The sequence below is a fragment of the Nocardia sp. NPDC052001 genome, assembly GCF_040680615.1.
In the GTDB taxonomy this organism is placed as follows: domain Bacteria; phylum Actinomycetota; class Actinomycetes; order Mycobacteriales; family Mycobacteriaceae; genus Nocardia.
On sequence record NZ_JBFAXC010000002.1, the window covers coordinates 1,273,123 to 1,288,750 of the forward strand.

4 protein-coding genes are annotated in these 15,628 nt (G+C 68.2%); all 4 read left to right on the forward strand.

Annotation, left to right across the window (positions count from 1 at the left end):
• Positions 1 to 344: 344 nt before the first annotated feature.
• Genes AB0L82_RS14350 through AB0L82_RS14365 form a run of 4 tightly spaced genes read left to right on the forward strand, consistent with a single transcriptional unit; the run spans position 345 to position 15,627 of the window.
• Positions 345 to 10,670 carry an HAD-IIIC family phosphatase gene (locus AB0L82_RS14350; protein WP_364635307.1) on the forward strand — a complete coding sequence of 3,442 codons (10,326 nt, stop codon included), beginning with the start codon at positions 345 to 347 and terminating at the stop codon, positions 10,668 to 10,670.
• Positions 10,657 to 13,260 carry a thioester reductase domain-containing protein gene (locus AB0L82_RS14355; protein ID WP_364635309.1) on the forward strand — a complete coding sequence of 868 codons (2,604 nt, stop codon included), beginning with the start codon at positions 10,657 to 10,659 and terminating at the stop codon, positions 13,258 to 13,260. Before AB0L82_RS14350 ends, AB0L82_RS14355 begins: the two co-directional genes overlap by 14 nt.
• Positions 13,257 to 14,405 carry an alpha/beta fold hydrolase gene (locus AB0L82_RS14360; RefSeq protein WP_364635312.1) on the forward strand — a complete coding sequence of 383 codons (1,149 nt, stop codon included), beginning with the start codon at positions 13,257 to 13,259 and terminating at the stop codon, positions 14,403 to 14,405. Before AB0L82_RS14355 ends, AB0L82_RS14360 begins: the two co-directional genes overlap by 4 nt.
• On the forward strand, positions 14,338 to 15,627 hold the full coding sequence (locus tag AB0L82_RS14365) for a glycosyltransferase (protein WP_364635315.1): 1,290 nt from the start codon (positions 14,338 to 14,340) through the stop codon (positions 15,625 to 15,627). Before AB0L82_RS14360 ends, AB0L82_RS14365 begins: the two co-directional genes overlap by 68 nt.
• Position 15,628: the final 1 nt, after the last annotated feature.

Here is a 15,628-nt window from a genome sequence, read left to right on the forward strand (position 1 = left end):
GGAGCTATGAGCGCCGGGGCGAATCAAGCCCCCCAACTGCCCGAGACGGCGGTTGCGTAGGCGGGGAAGTTGGCGCAGCGTTATCGGGGTCTGTGACACGCAGCCATCTTCACCGCTGATCCGGCGTCTGGCAATCATGAAATCCTTGCCGTACCAACGAGTGTCGCGCCTGCCCTGCCCCTACTTTTCGGGGCGCGGATTGATCTCGCCGAGGTCCGGTGTGGAGGTGTAAAGATGGCTAGGGTTGGCGCACACGGGTCGCAACGCGCCGCCGCGCCCCTTTCGCGCGCATCAGTACACAGCACGACCGAAAAATGAGATTTACCAGGTAGAGAAGGTATTTCGTGCTCAACACTTTTACTGAAACACTGTTCGCTCAGATTGCGAGCCGACCGGACGAACTGGTGTACCGGTTCCTGGACAGTGCTGAGGTCGAAGGTGTCGTCCGCGAAATGACCTACGCGGACCTGGGCATACGCGCCAGAGCGATAGGCGCGGCCCTACAGGATTCGAGACCGCGGCGCGCACTGCTGCTCTACCCCGCCGGTCAGGAATTCGCCGAGGCGTTCTTCGGCTGCCTCGCCGCGGGCGTCGCGGCCGTCCCCGCACCGCTGCCCGAATGGGATAACCGCTCCCTGCGCCGACTGCGGCGCATGGTCACGCACGCCGAAGTCGAGGTGGTGCTGGCCCCGGCACGGGTGGTCGCGGATTCGGCCGCACTCTGCGCGGAGATCCCCGAACTCGCTGGCCTGCGCTGGCTGGCCACCGATGAGATCCCCGACGAGCGCACGAATGATTGGCGCGAGCCCGAACTCGGCCCCGATTCGATCGCGTTCATCCAGTACACCTCCGGTTCGACCAGCGCCCCACGTGGTGTGCTGATCACCCATGAGAACCTGCTGCACAATCAGGGCGCGATCGCCGACGGCCTCGGCCACCCCCGCGATTTCGCGCAATCCTGGGACGGCGCGCTGTTCGCGAGCTGGCTGCCCATGTACCACGACATGGGCCTGATCGCGCCACTGCTGCATACGGTCTACCTGGGCGCGAACTCGGTGCTCATGTCCCCCATGCACTTCCTGCAGCGCCCCGAGCGCTGGCTGCGCGCCATCTCCGACTACCGCGCCCACACCAGCGGCGGCCCGAACTTCGCCTATGAGCTGTGCGTGCGCCGCATCGCCGCCGACCAGATCGACGACCTGGATCTGAGCACTTGGCGGGTGGCGTTCAACGGTTCGGAACCGGTGCGCGCGGCCACCATTCGCCGCTTCGCCGACACCTTCGCGCGCGCCGGATTCCGCGCCGGAACCCAGCATCCGGTCTACGGACTGGCCGAGGCCACGCTGATCGTGACCGGTCCGTCCATCGGCGTGCCACCGACCTTCCACGAGCTGAAGGACGCACTGGGCGGTCGCGCCCGCGGCGCGGAACTCGTCGGAGTCGGCCGAGCGGTCGGCGGTATGTCGCTCGCGATCGTCGATCCGGAGACCGGCACCGAGCGCTCGGACGGGACCGAGGGCGAGATCTGGGTCGCCGGAAAGAGCGTCGCCGCGGGCTATTTCCGCGATGACCAGGCCACCGCCGACGTCTTCGGCGCGCGCCTGCCCGGCGATGAACGCCGCTACCTGCGCACCGGCGACCTGGGATTCGTCTCCGGCGGCGAGCTTTTCGTGACCGGCCGCAGTAAAGACCTCTTGATCATCGACGGCCGCAATCACTATCCGCAGGACATCGAATCGACGGTGGAGGCCGCGCACAGCGGTGTGCGCGCGGGCTGTGTCGCCGCGTTCTCGGTGGAACTCGGTTCCGGCGGTGAACAACCCGTCGTGGTGGCGGAGGTGCGCACCGAGGAACCCGATGAGCTGGCCGCCATCGAGGCCGCCGTGCGCGGTGCGGTATCGACCGAACACGGCCTCACCCTGGCCACCCTCATGCTGATTCGGCCGGGCACCATCTTCAAAACCAGCAGCGGCAAGATCCAGCGGCAGGCGTGCCGGGCGGCGTACGGCTCCGGTGAACTGCTCGAATTAACCGCCGGGCCACTGCGTTCCCCCGAGGACGAGCTCTTCGATTTCGAGGAACCGGAGGTCGCGGCTGTCGCCGAGGCCACCACCGGACCGTCCACCGAGGCCGTGCGCGCCTGGCTGGTCAAGACCATCGCACAGCAGGCCGCACTCGATCCCGAGCGCATCGACATCCATCAGCCGATCGTCGAATTCGGTTTGGGCTCAGCGGATCTGGTCGAGCTGGTGATCGATCTCTCGGATTTCTACGGCGAATTCCTCGATACCAATCTGTTTTTCGACAATCCCACCATCGACGGTGTGGCCCGCGCGCTCGCTCCTGCCGCCGAGACGGTTCCGGAGACGGTCGAGCCCGAGGTCACGGCCACCGCCGAAACCACCGACGCGGACGGCGAGGGCATCGACGAGGACGCCATCGCTATCATCTCCATGTCCTGCCGTTTCCCCGGGACCGCCGATTCCCCCGAAGCCCTGTGGCGCTTGCTGGACGGTAACGGCGACGCCCTCGGCGAGGTGCCCGAGGGCCGCTGGGATATCGATGATCTCTACGATCCGGACACCACCGCGAGTGGTAAGGCGTACACCTTCCGCGGCGGCTACGTGGACGGCCTGGATCGATTCGACGCCGCCTTCTTCGGCATCGGCCCGCGCGAGGCCGCGGTCATGGACCCGCAGCAGCGCATCATGCTGCAACTGGCCTGGGAGGCGATCGAGCGGTCCGGACGCGATCCGCGCACCCTGCACGGCAGCGCCACCGGCGTCTACCTCGGTGTGTACGCGACCGGATACCTCGCCGATCCCGCGCCCGAACAGCTCAATGGTCAAGTCGGGACCGGACTTTCGCCGAGTGTCGCCTCCGGGCGCATCTCCTACACGCTCGGGCTGCACGGTCCGGCGGTCACCCTCGACACCGCCTGCTCATCCTCGATCGTGGCCATGCACTCGGCCATGGCGGCCTTGCGTGCGGGCGAATGCGATCTCGCCCTGGCGGGCGGCACCACACTGCTCATGTCGCCGATCGCGCATATCGAGCTGTGCAAGCTCGGCGTGCTGTCCCCCACCGGCAAATGCGCCCCGTTCTCCGCCGAGGCCGACGGCACGGTGTGGGCCGAGGGCGCGGGCCTGGTCCTGTTGAAACGACTCGACGACGCCCGCCGCGACGGTGATCGGGTACTGGCCGTCATCCGAGGTTCGGCGGTGAATCAGGATGGGCGCAGTCAGGGCTTGAGCGCCCCGAATGGCGCGGCGCAGGAACAGGTCCTGCGTTCGGCGCTGCGAGTTTCGGGTTTGAGCCCGCACGATATCGACTACGTCGAGGCGCACGGCACCGGCACCGCGCTGGGCGATCCCATCGAGGCGCGCGCCCTGGCCCGGGTATTCGGACCGGGCCGCGATCCGGAACGCCCGCTGGGTATCGGTTCGCTCAAATCCAATGTGGGACACACCCAGGCCGCAGCGGGCGTGGCGAGCGTCATCAAACTCGTTCTCGCCCTGCAGCATGAGCGGATCCCCGCCACCCTGAACGCGAAAACGTCGTCTCCGCACGTGGATTGGGAACGCAGCGGCGTCGCGGTGGCGGGCGAGGAGCTGCCGTGGCGGCGCGGCGAGCGCGTCCGGCGCGCGGGGGTCAGTGCCTTCGGGCTCAGCGGCACCAATGCGCATCTCATTCTCGAAGAGGCACCGGCAGTACCGGTCCCGGCTCCGGAGACCGCGACCACCGACCAGCGGGTCGCGCTGCTGCCGATCTCGGCCCGCAGTGAGGCGTCCCTGCACGGTCAGGCACAGCGCCTGCTTGATCTGGTGAGCGCAGATCCGACCCTGGAACCGGCACCGGTCGCCCGCTCACTCGCATTGCGCCGCACCAGGTTCGAGCGCCGGTCGGTGGTGGTGGCCGCCGATCGCGAGCAGATGATCGACGCACTGCGCGCCCTGGTCGACGGTAGCGAATCGCCCGATGCCGTGACCGGCAACGGCGCGGTGCTCACCAATGCCAAGACAGCGTTCATCTTCCCCGGTCAGGGCACCCAGTGGGTCGGTATGGCGCGCGATATGCTGCTCGCCTCCGAGGAGTTCCGCACCGAATTCGAGCGCTGCGACAAGGCTTTCAGCGCACTGCTCGGCTGGTCGCCGCAGGAGCGGCTGGCCACCATGACGGTCGAGGATCTCTGGGATCATCCGCTCATTCAGCCGCTGCTGTTCATGATCATGGCCGGACTCGCCGCAACCTGGCGCGCGGCGGGCGTGACCCCGGACGCGGTGATCGGCCACAGCCAAGGCGAGGTCGCGGCGGCCTACTGCGCCGGTGTCCTCGAATTGGGTGATGCCGCAAAGATTGTCGTCACCCGCAGCCGCCTGATCCAGGATATCGAGGAGCCGGGCGCGATGGCCGTGGTCGGCCTGCCTGAGGCCGAGGTCATTCCGCGGCTCGCGAAATTCAGCGACCGGGTGTCGATCGCGGCGGTCAATGTGCGGCGCTCGACCTTCGTCACCGGACAACAGGCCGCGGTCGAGGAATTCCTGGCCGAACTGACCGAAGCCGGGATCTACAACAAGCTGCGCGCCGCCGGGCCGAGCCTGGGCGGGCACAGTCCCATGTACGAGCCACTGCGCGAACCGCTGGCCGCCGCATTGGCCGATATGACAGCGGAAGCCCCTGCCACACGGTGGTATTCGACCGTCACGGGCGAGCCGATCACCGAGCCGGTCGAACCCGGCTACTGGTTCCGCAATGCCCGCCAAACGGTGCGATTCGCCGACACCGTGGAGCGCATGATCGGCGACGGCTTCCGCTATTTCGTCGAACTCGGCGCACATCCCATGCTCACCGCCGCCGTGAAATCCCTCTCCGATAAGCTCTCCCGCGAGGTCATCGCCGTGGGCTCGCTGCTGCGCGATCAGGACGGGCCGACCGCGCTGGCCCGGGCCCAGGCCGAATTGCACGTCGCCGGACATGAACTCGACTGGACCAGCCTGCTGCCCGATGCCGCGCGGGTCGATCTGCCCACCTACGCCTTCGACGAACGCAGCTTCTGGACCGAACGGCTCAACCGCGATTCCACCGCCCTGGGCCTCGCTGATATCGACCACCCCGTTCTGGGTGCGGTTGTGCCGCAACCGGATTCCGGCGGCATCATCCTCACCGGCCGGGTATCGCGGCGTCTGCAACCCTGGGTGACCGACCACGCGGGGCCGAACGCGGTGCTCATGCCCGGCGCGGCCCTGATCGAACTCGCCATCCGGGCCGGTGATGAAGTGGACAGCCCGGTGGTGCGCGAATTGCTGCTGCGCGCACCGCTGCTCGTCCCCGAACGCGGCGCGCTGCGCGTTCAGACGGTGGTCGGCGGACTCGACGCGCAGGACTGCCGCACCGTTCGCATCTACGCTCGCGACGAACAAGACCCCGACGCACAGTGGACCCTGCATGCCGACGGTCTGCTGGCGGAGGAATCGGCTCTCGCGCCCGCGCACTCCGATTCACCGCTGCGGACACCGGGTTACGCCGACGCATGGATGGCACCGGATCCCGCGACACCGGGACAGGCGCACTCCGATACCGCGACCTGGCCACCGCAGGGCGCGGAACGCATCGATGTGGCGGAGTTGTACACCGCACTGCACGCTCGCGGTCACCAGTACGGCCCGCACTTCCAGGGCATGCGCGCCGCCTGGCGCCGCGCCGACGAGATATTCGCCGAGATCGAACTCCCGGAATCCGCCCACGGCGATGCCACGCGATTCGGCATCCACCCGGCCCTGCTCGACGCCGCCCTGCACGCCACCGCGCTCTACGCCGACGACGGTACGCACGCCCTGCTGCCCTTCGCCTGGACCGATGTCACGCTCTGGGCCTCCGGCGCGACCGCGTTGCGCGTGCGCCTCACCCGCTCGGGTGCGGAGACCGTCTCGATGTCGGCGACCGATCGCACCGGCAACCCGGTCGTCTCGGTCGGTTCACTGCTGCTGCGCCCGGTCGCGGCGACCCAGTGGGATGCCGCCTCCCTGGCTCCCGCCTACCGCCGCCTGTTCCAGCTGAACTGGACCGAGCGCACACTCGGCACCGGGAACCGCGCACTAACGATCGCCGAATGGCATTCCCCCGACCTCACCACGGCCGGATCGGAATCCACCTCGGCGGCGAGCGGAAGTGGAACGGTGGCGACTTCGACGGCCACTAACGGTGTCCACGCGCCCGCGCAGGACACGGCTCGGCCCACGTGGCGCTCAGCCTCCGCCGAGAACGCGGATGCGATCATTCTTCTTGTGCCCGAGGGCAATTCGCCCGAACAGGTGCACACCGTCACCCAGGATCTGCTGGCTACGCTGCAAACCATTATCGGCGACCCCCGATTCGAGCGGGCGACGCTGGTCGTCCGCACGCGCGGCGCGGTTGCCCCGATCACGCGGGGCGACAACGCGAGTCCAGATCCGGCGGGCGCTGTCGCGTGGGGTCTGGTGCGATCGGCACAATCCGAGAATCCAGGACGGATCGTGCTGATCGATTCCGAGGATTCGGAACTCGATATCGCCGCGCTACTCGCGACCGAGGAGCCGCAGCTGGCCGTGCGGGACGGCATGGCCTTCGTACCGCGCCTGGCTCGCCTGCCGGAGAACGCGACTCGAATGCTGGAGGGCCGGGTCGCTCTCGGAGCGGGCGCGGTGCTGGTCACCGGCGCACCGGGTGGGCTCGGGTCGGCACTGGCCCGGCATTTGGCCGACGCATACGGGGTGCGGGATCTGGTGCTGGTCAGCCGACGGGGCATCAATGGCCCCGGCGGACACCAACTGCGGGCGGATCTCGAAAACCGCGGTGTGCGAGTGCGATTCGCACAGTGCGATATCACCGATCGCAATGCGCTGGCGGTCCTGCTCGACGGGTTGCCGTTGGCCGGGGTCGTGCACGCGGCGACCGTGCTCGATGACAGCACGCTGGGTTCGCTCACCCCGGTGCAGTTGGATACCGTGCTGCGCCCGAAAGTCGATGCGGCACACCATTTGCACGAATTGACCGCCGACCGCGACCTGTCGATCTTCGTGCTGTTCTCCGCCGCGGGCGGCCTGTTCGGCACACCCGGACAGGCCAATTACGCTGCCGCGAACGCCTATCTCGACGCGCTGGCGCTGTACCGCCGGTCCATCGGACTGCCCGCGCAATCGCTGGCCTGGGGCGCGTGGGAGGTCAACCAGACCGAGTACATGGCGCGCGCCGATCTGCAACGCTTCGAGCGGGCCGGGGTGCGCGCGTTCTCGACCGCCGACGGTATGGCGTGCTTCGACGCCGCACTCCGCGCCGGGGATCCGATGCTGGTCCCGCTGCTGCTCGATACCGAGGTGCTGCGCCGCGAACCGGGCGTCCCGCGCCTGCTGCACGGACTGGTGCGCCGCACCGCGCGCCGGGCCGTCGCCGATCGATCCGCCATGGACGTGGTGGCGGAATCACTTTTCGCCGAACGACTTCGGACCGTTCCGCGCGCGGAGGCCGTGACCCTGGCCATTGCCGCAATCTCCGAATGGACCGGGCAGGTACTCGGCCACGCGGGAACCGCACAGGTGTCGGCGGAGGCGAATTTCCAGAGCCTGGGCCTGGATTCGCTGATGGCGATCGAATTGCGCAACAAGGTGCGCGAGCACACCGGCGTCTCGGTGCCGCTGGGCACCATTCTGGCCGAACAGAACCTCACCGATCTCGCCGGATTCCTCGTGGATGAACTACTGCGGCAATCGGATTCGACCGCCGACGCCGTGGCCGCCGACGTTCCCGATATCGAGGTCATGCCGGTGAGCCGCGATATGATGCGGCTGCTGCGCACCGAACAGCTCGGCATTCCCAGCGCCGCGCAGACCGGCGGCGTCGCGGTGCGCATCCCCATTCCGATCACGCGCGCACAGCTGGAGCAGGCGATCACGCGGCTGGCGCATCGACACGCCGCGCTGCGCACGACCATTCGGCGCAGCGAGGAGCACGGGCGTCAGCTCGAAATCCATCGCGAGCCCGGTGCGCTCACCAGCTGGCTCGATCTCGACCACCTCGACGATGCCGTCGTGCGGGAGCGCTTCCGCGAGCTCATGGCGCGCCCGTTCGACCTGGAGACCGGGCCGCTCTGGCGATTCGAGCTCCTGAACAGCGAATCAGACTCCCCCGTACTGATTTTCGGTGCGCATCACAGCATGAGCGATGTGCAGTCGATGCTGCTGGTCGCGGGTGAGATCGCCGCCGAATTGTCCGGTGAACCGCTCATCGACACCGTCACCAATCGCGATATGCATCAGCTGCTCACCGCGCAGCCGGGCAAACGCGAAGGCGACGAGATCGCCGCGGCCCGCTGGCGTGAACTCTTCGCCGGTGCCCGCCGCCTGGAATTGACGCTGGCGCAACCGCGTCCGGCGCAGCGCAGCTATGGCGCGGGATCACTCGCCCTCGATATGCCCGCAGGACTGCACGATCGGGTCGCGGATCGCGCCCGCGATCTGGGCGTCACCCCGGCCGCGATCTTCCTGGGCTCGCTCAGTGTGCTGCTGGCGCGACGCCAGGGCGCGGACCGCTTCGCGCTCGCGGTGCCGGTGGACACCCGCATGCACGCCGACGCGACCGATGCCGTCGGGTATTTCGGTCTGCCGGTGCCGTTCCCGGCCGCCGTCGACGCCGGGGACTCCGTCAGCGATGTGCTCGAACGCACCGGTGAGCGCCTGCGCAGTCTGCTCGCACCCGGTGCGGGGTTCGCCGATGTGCTGGCCGCGCTCGCGGCCGAGGGACTGCATCGCGATAACGCGCCGATGATCGAGGTGTACTTCAACTATCTGCGCGCCAACTCCGCCGTGGCGGCGGCCGAGGTGGTGCCGGTAAGCACCGGATACTCCGACCTGGATCTGATGGTGGCGGTGCTGCCCGATACCGGGCAGGTGTGGTTCACCTACAACAGCGACATTATCGACGCCGTCAGCTGCACCGACTTCGGAACGGAGTATCTGGCCACCGTGGCCGCGGCTATCGCCGATCCGGGTGCACCCGCCCGGCCCGAACTCGCTGACGCCCACGGTGTTTCCGGAGTTCGCGCGGCGGTCGGAGCGACCTTCGCGCTCGGCAGGCTGCCGGAACTGCTGACCGCGGCCTCGGCCGACAGCTCCGCGATCACGGTCGCCGAAGCCCCGTACCACCATGTGCTGTCGAGTCTGCGCGATCCGTCGGGCGTATTCGCGCAGACGTCCATGGCATTGAGCATCGTGCTGTTGCGGGCGGCGGATCTGGAACGGTTCGGCGGACTGTCCGATGAGCTGCTGACCGAACTCGCCGCCGAATATCCGGCGGCCATCAGGGAATTGGCCGAGCGGAACCGCAAGCCGGTGATCGTGGGCATGCTGCCGTCGGCGGTAGCGGAGGAACGGCTGCTGGCCTGGGAGCGACTCGTCACCGAAAGCCTGCGGGAGGTGCCGGGTGTCGCGGTGCTCGAGCCGGACGACTGGACTCGAAACCATAAGGTGGACAACCCCTTCGACGATCGCACCGAGATCCTGGCGCACCTGCCCTTCACCCCGGAGTTCCAGGCCGCGGTCGCGCTCACCTTGGTGGCGACCGTGGGAGCGGTCATCGAACCAGCGCCGAAGGTGATCGCCGTCGACGGTGACGACACGCTGTGGAGTGGAACAGCGGGCGAAATCGGGTCCGCCGCCGTCGGTTTCGACGTGCCGCGCCTGGCGTTGGCGCGCAGGCTGGCCCAGTGGCGTGCGGCGGGAACGCTGCTGGTGCTGGTCACCAACAATGACGCCGATATCGTCGACGCCATTCTCGATCGGCCCGAAAGCCCATTGCGACGTGAGGATTTCGCGGACATCTCCGCCGGCTGGGAAGCGAAGCCGGAACGGCTGGAGCAGGTCGCGCATACGCTCGGCCTGAGCCTGGACACCTTCTGCTACCTCGACGACAACCCGGTCGAAGTGGCGCGCATGCGCACCGAACTCCCCGAGGTGCTGTCGGTGACCTGCCCGCCCGCCGCCGAGCTGGAATCCTTCCTCACCCGGCTGTGGCCCATGACCCCGATCGCCGCGACGGCGGAAGACCGGATGCGAGCCGACTTCTACCGCCAGGACGGCGAACGCGACCGTGCCCGCGCCACAGCCGAATTCGCGGACTTCCTGGAGCAGCTCGAACTCGAGGTCGACATCGAACCCTTGACCGCCGCCACCCTCGAACGCGCACAGCAGCTGGTTCGCCGCACCACCCAGTTCACCCTCGCCACCGTCACCCCGGCCGATCTCGACCGCTGGCGCGCCGAAGGCGAGGTCTGGACCGCCACCGCCCGGGACCGCTTCGGCGACTACGGCCTCATCTCCCTGCTGGCCGTACGCACCGACGGCGACGCCCTGGTGATCACCGGCTGGCAACTCAGCTGCCGCGCCCTCGGCCGCGGCGTCGAGGAACGCCTGCTCACCTGGGCCGCCGACCGAGCCGAAGCTCTGGGCCACAACACCATCCGGATATCGTTCGAGCGCACCGCCCGCAATGAACCCGCCCGCCGCCTCGCCGCCCGCCTGCTGGGCGTCCCCGACGACGGTCAGGGCTACGACGTCTCGGTGACCCCGGATCGCCTGCGCCACTTCCGATCCTGGGACGCACACCCGAACACCGAGGAGCTGACCAGTGACCGCACCTGACGAACGGCCCCCGGTCCGCAACGAATCCGTCGACCGCCGCAACCGCGCCGAAACCCTCGAACGCGGCACCGGCGCACTGGATATCGCCGCCCTCTTGGCCCGCACCGGAGCCAACGGCAAACCGGGCAAGCCCGAACAACCAAGAGCCGCTTCCCGAAACCCCGCGGACCTGCCCCACAACGCGGCAGACGGTAACCCCGCCACCCTGCCGAACACAGGCGTACCAGGGGCCGAGCTCGGACCCGCTGCGGGAAGCCCCATTCCACGCGCATGGACCGCCGACGCCCTCGCCGAGGCGATCACCGCGTTGGCGAATCGGTTCACCGCCGACCCCATTGACGCGGATACCGATTTCTTCGACGCGGGCGGCACCTCCCTCGCCGCGGTCGAACTGCTCGCGGCGCTCGCCCGTGAACTCGACATCCACCCGGACCTGGATACGGTCTTCTTCGACGCCCGCCCACGCAGGCTCGCACTCCGCTGGCTCGCCGACCACCCCGAAGCGGTCCAGCGGCCGCCGGACAACCGGAGCCCGGAGCACCCCTACACCGAGGGCGGTGGCCCTGTCGACAACCTCGATCGGAGTTCGGGCGGTCCAACCGGCGGCCTCCCGCAGAGTTCGGCCACGGCCAACCAGCCGGGACCGATCTCCGCGCGTCCCAACGGCCGTGATCCGGGCGCGCACGCTACCGAACCGGGCCTCGGCAGCGTGCGCCTCGGTGAAACGAGCGCGCTGGATTCGACCACCTCTGTGGCACGCAATCCCGTTGAAGGCTTCATCGACACGGATGATTTGGCGCTGCTGTTCGCGGATCTCGCGGGGGCGGATCGGCTGCCGATCGTGGCGGAGGTGGAGCGGGTCGCGCCGCGGCGGATTCTGTTGACCGGGGCCACCGGGTTTCTCGGGAGTCATGTGCTGTTGGATTTGCTGCGGCACAGTCAGGCGCACGTGGTGTGTGTGGTGCGGGCCGATGATGATCAGGCGGCGGCGCGGCGGCTCGAGGATGCGGTGCGGCGGTATGCCCTGCCGTGGTCGCGGGAGGTGTTGCGGAGGGTGACGCCGCTGGCGGCGGATCTGCGGCTGCCTCGGCTCGGATTGACCGATGAGCGGTGGGAGGCACTTGCCGCCGAGGTTGATTCGGTCGTCAATGTGGGTGCGGCGGTGGACTTCCTGCGCGGGTATCCGTCACTGCGGCGCAGCAATGTGCTCGGGCCGCTGACATTGGCGGAGTTGGCCTGCACGGGACGGCCCAAGCCGCTGCATCACATCTCGTCGATGGCGGTGTTCAACGGGTCCGAGGCCGAGACGCTCAGCGAGGACGCGGCTACTGCCAATGTCGCGAAGCTGCCGATCGGCTATGACCGGTCCAAGTGGGCCGCCGAAGCGCTGCTGCGACGCGCGAGTGAACATGGGCTCGTCGTGACGATTATGCGACCGGGTGGGATCGGGAGCCATCCGGAGACCGGTGCGCACAATCCGCGCGATCTGAACGCGGGAATCACCGCCGCGCTCATGCGGTTTCGCACCGTGCCGGGCTTCCGGTACCTCAACTCCGCCCCGGTGGATTGGGTCAGCAGGGTGACCGCGGAGATCGTGGGCACCCCGAGCGCGTGGGGGCACACCTATCACCTGACCGGCGCACCCACCTCACTGGAAAAGATCGTCGCCGAAACCACACTGGGCGGCTTGGGGATTCGCGTTCAGCACTGGGAACAGTGGTGCGAAGATGTGGTCCGCGAGATCCGGGACGGGCCGGTACCCGAACTGGAATCGCTCGCACAGGTCTTGCAGAGCCCTGCCGCCAGAAGGCAATTGGCCGCCATGGTGACCGCACCACCCGCCACCGCCGCGCGCACCGACGCCTTCGTGGCCGCACACGGCCTGCCCGCGCCGGTCATCTCCGGCCCGGCGCAACGCGGCAAAATGCTCGCCACCATGGCGGGAATCGGGCCGCGACCGGGCGATGAACCCTACCTGCGCTTCCACGAGACACTCACCGGCACAATCGGACCCACCGGCTCTACTGCGGACATCCCGTGCGAGCTGCGGTTGGCCCTGTCCGTCGCGAGCAGTGCTCAGGTATTCTCCGCCCGCACGCTCGATGTCAGCGGCGAATTGATGTGTGCGGCACTGCATGACGAGCCGCTCACGGTCGACGGCACAGCCATCGTCCGCCCGCACGACGGCACCCCGCTGCCCGGTGAGACCCGGCACCCGATCATGCATTACCAACTCACCCTGCGGGATTCGTCCGGCGGCACCTGGTGGCTCCAGGGGTACAAGTTCGCCGCCGCCCGCCGCAGACTGGTGCGCCAGCTCGGCACCCAGCTGATCGAGATCGGCCGCACCGGCGAACCGGCGTCGTTCACCGGTGAGGTGGCCGTCCCGATGCACACCTACCTGCCCGATCAGATCGACGGCATCCAGATCGATCCGCGCCTGCCCGAACGCCAGCAGCGCCTGGCGAAGATGTTGTGGCTCAGCTGGTTCGGCGGTCAACTCGGCAAGAGCCTGCTGGAGCCGGTCCTGCGCGTGGGTACCGATCTGCTGGATCTGCGCCGCGCCATGCGTAAGGAGCACCGCCGGTGACCGATTCACGAGCCGAACTCACCGCCGTCGACGTGATCCCATTCCGCACCGATGACGGTATCGACCTGCGCCTGCGCCGCGTCGGCCCGGCCGACGGTCCGGCGGTGCTGCTGGTGCACGGGCACGGCGTCTCCTCGGAGATGTTCGCGCTGCCCGAGATCCGCAATATCACCGATGTGCTCGCCGACGCGGGTTATCAATCCTGGCTGCTGGATTGGCGCGGCAGCTGCCGCCTGCCCTATAACGAATCCGGCCGCCCGTACACCTTCGATGACGTCGCGCTCTACGACCTGCCCGCGGCCGTCGCGGAGGTCCGCGCACATATCGGCGACCGCCCGCTGTTCGTGGTCGCGCACTGCATCGGCGCGTTGGCGCTATCGCTCAGCCTCACCGGCGGCCTGCTGCCCGGTCTGGCGGGCGTGGTCGCGCAGGGCGTCTTCCTGACCCCGAAGGTCAGCACCGCCGCCCGCATGCGCGTCCTACTGGGCAGCGAACTGCTGGGTTCACGTGTCACCCACCTGGACTCGGACTTCCGCAAGGTCGGCCTGTGGTCCAAGCGCACCCTGCTCTACGCCGCCCTGTCCCGCAAGGGCGACTGCCCGGACCCCACCTGCCGCATGGTGCAGCACGGCTGGGGTATGGGCGCCAAACTCTTCGAACACGATCACCTGCACGCCCGCACCCACGATCGCCTGGCCGAATTGTTCGGCGCGGTACCGCTTTCGGTGCTGCCACATCTGCGGCAGATGGAATTGGCGCACGCCGTGGTCCGCTGGAACGTCGACGATGAGCGCTATCACGCGCTCCCGGAGAACGCCCTGGACCAGGCCGGTCGCATCGACTGTCCGGTACTGCTGCTGTCGGGCAGCCGCAATGAAGCCTGGCTGGATTCCAACCGGCTGTGCCACGAGGTGCTCTCGGCCCGCAATCCGGGGGTTGACGTGCGCTACACCGAGATTCCGTCCTACGGACACCTGGACACCTTCATCGGCCGCGGCGCGGCCCTGGACGTGTTCGGGCATATCGTCGATTTCCTCGATGAGACCTCCGCCCAGATCACGAACGAAAGTCGAGAGTATGCGAATCGCATTGTTGACGGCGGGAACCCGGGGCGACCATCAGCCATATCTGGCCCTGGCCGATGAATTGCGTTCGCGCGGCCATCATGTCGAGATAACCGCGACCGAGAACTACGCGGATGTGGTGCGGCGCTCGGGTTTCGAACCGCATGTCATCCCGTTCAACTCGGCGGAACTGCTGGAATCGCCCGCCGCCAAACGCGGGCTGTCCTCGGGCAATCCGCTGCCGTTCCTGCAGATCATGCTCGACACCGTCAAGATCATGGCGGGCGAGCGCGGCGCGCAAATGCACGAAGTGCTCAGTGGCGCTGTCGAATCCGCCGATGTGATCGTCTCCTGCGCCTCGACGCTGCCGTGGGCGATGGAACGGCGGGAGAAGACCGGTCAGACCGTGGTCGGCGGCCTGCCATATCCGCTGGAGCGCACCGCGGAGTTCCCGTCCTCGTTCACGGTCAAGAAGATGATCTCGTCACGGCGGCTGCGGCTGGCCAGCTATTCGGCCTTCGAGCTCGCCTACGGCGTGGCGTACCGCAAAATGGACCGGCGCGTGCGGCAGTTGATGGGGTTGCCGGGCAAACCGCAGAATCCGTTCCGCCGCATGCGGGCCGAGGGAATTCCGCTGGTGCACATGGTGAGTCCGGTACTGCTCCCGAAACCCGCCGACTGGCCGGATCGTTCGATCGTCGTCGGCGCGCCCACCCTGCCCGCGCATATGCGCGACGCCTGGGGTGAAGCGGTGGTGTCCCCCGAACTCGACGAGTGGCTCGGCGAGGGTGAGCCGCCGATCTACTTCTGCCTCACCGGAATGCCGATCCTGGACCCGGCAAGCTCCTGCGATCTCATTGCCGATGTCTGCCGCAGGCTGGGTGCTCGCGCACTCATCACCGTCAAGGGCGAGGGCTATCCGCGCGGTATCGGCTACGACCGGAACCTGTTCGTACTGGACTCCTTCGACTACGACCGGGTGCTGCCGCGCTGCCGCGCGGTCGTCCATCACGGCGGCAGCGGCAATACCCACGATGTGCTGCGCGCCGGACTGCCCGCGGTGGTGATCGGCGTGCACAGCGACCAATTCTTCTACGGCTGGCGGATTTCCGCGCTCGGCATCGGGGCGGACTTCCCGTACCCGTCGCTCACCGCGGATCGCCTGCACGACGCCCTGGTCCGCACGCTCACACCCGAGGCACGCGACCGAGCCGCCGAACTCGGGAAACGGGTCTCCGCCGAGAACGGCATCGCCGCGACCGCCGACGCGGTGGAGAAGCTCGCCGCCAACGCCCCGGCCTGAA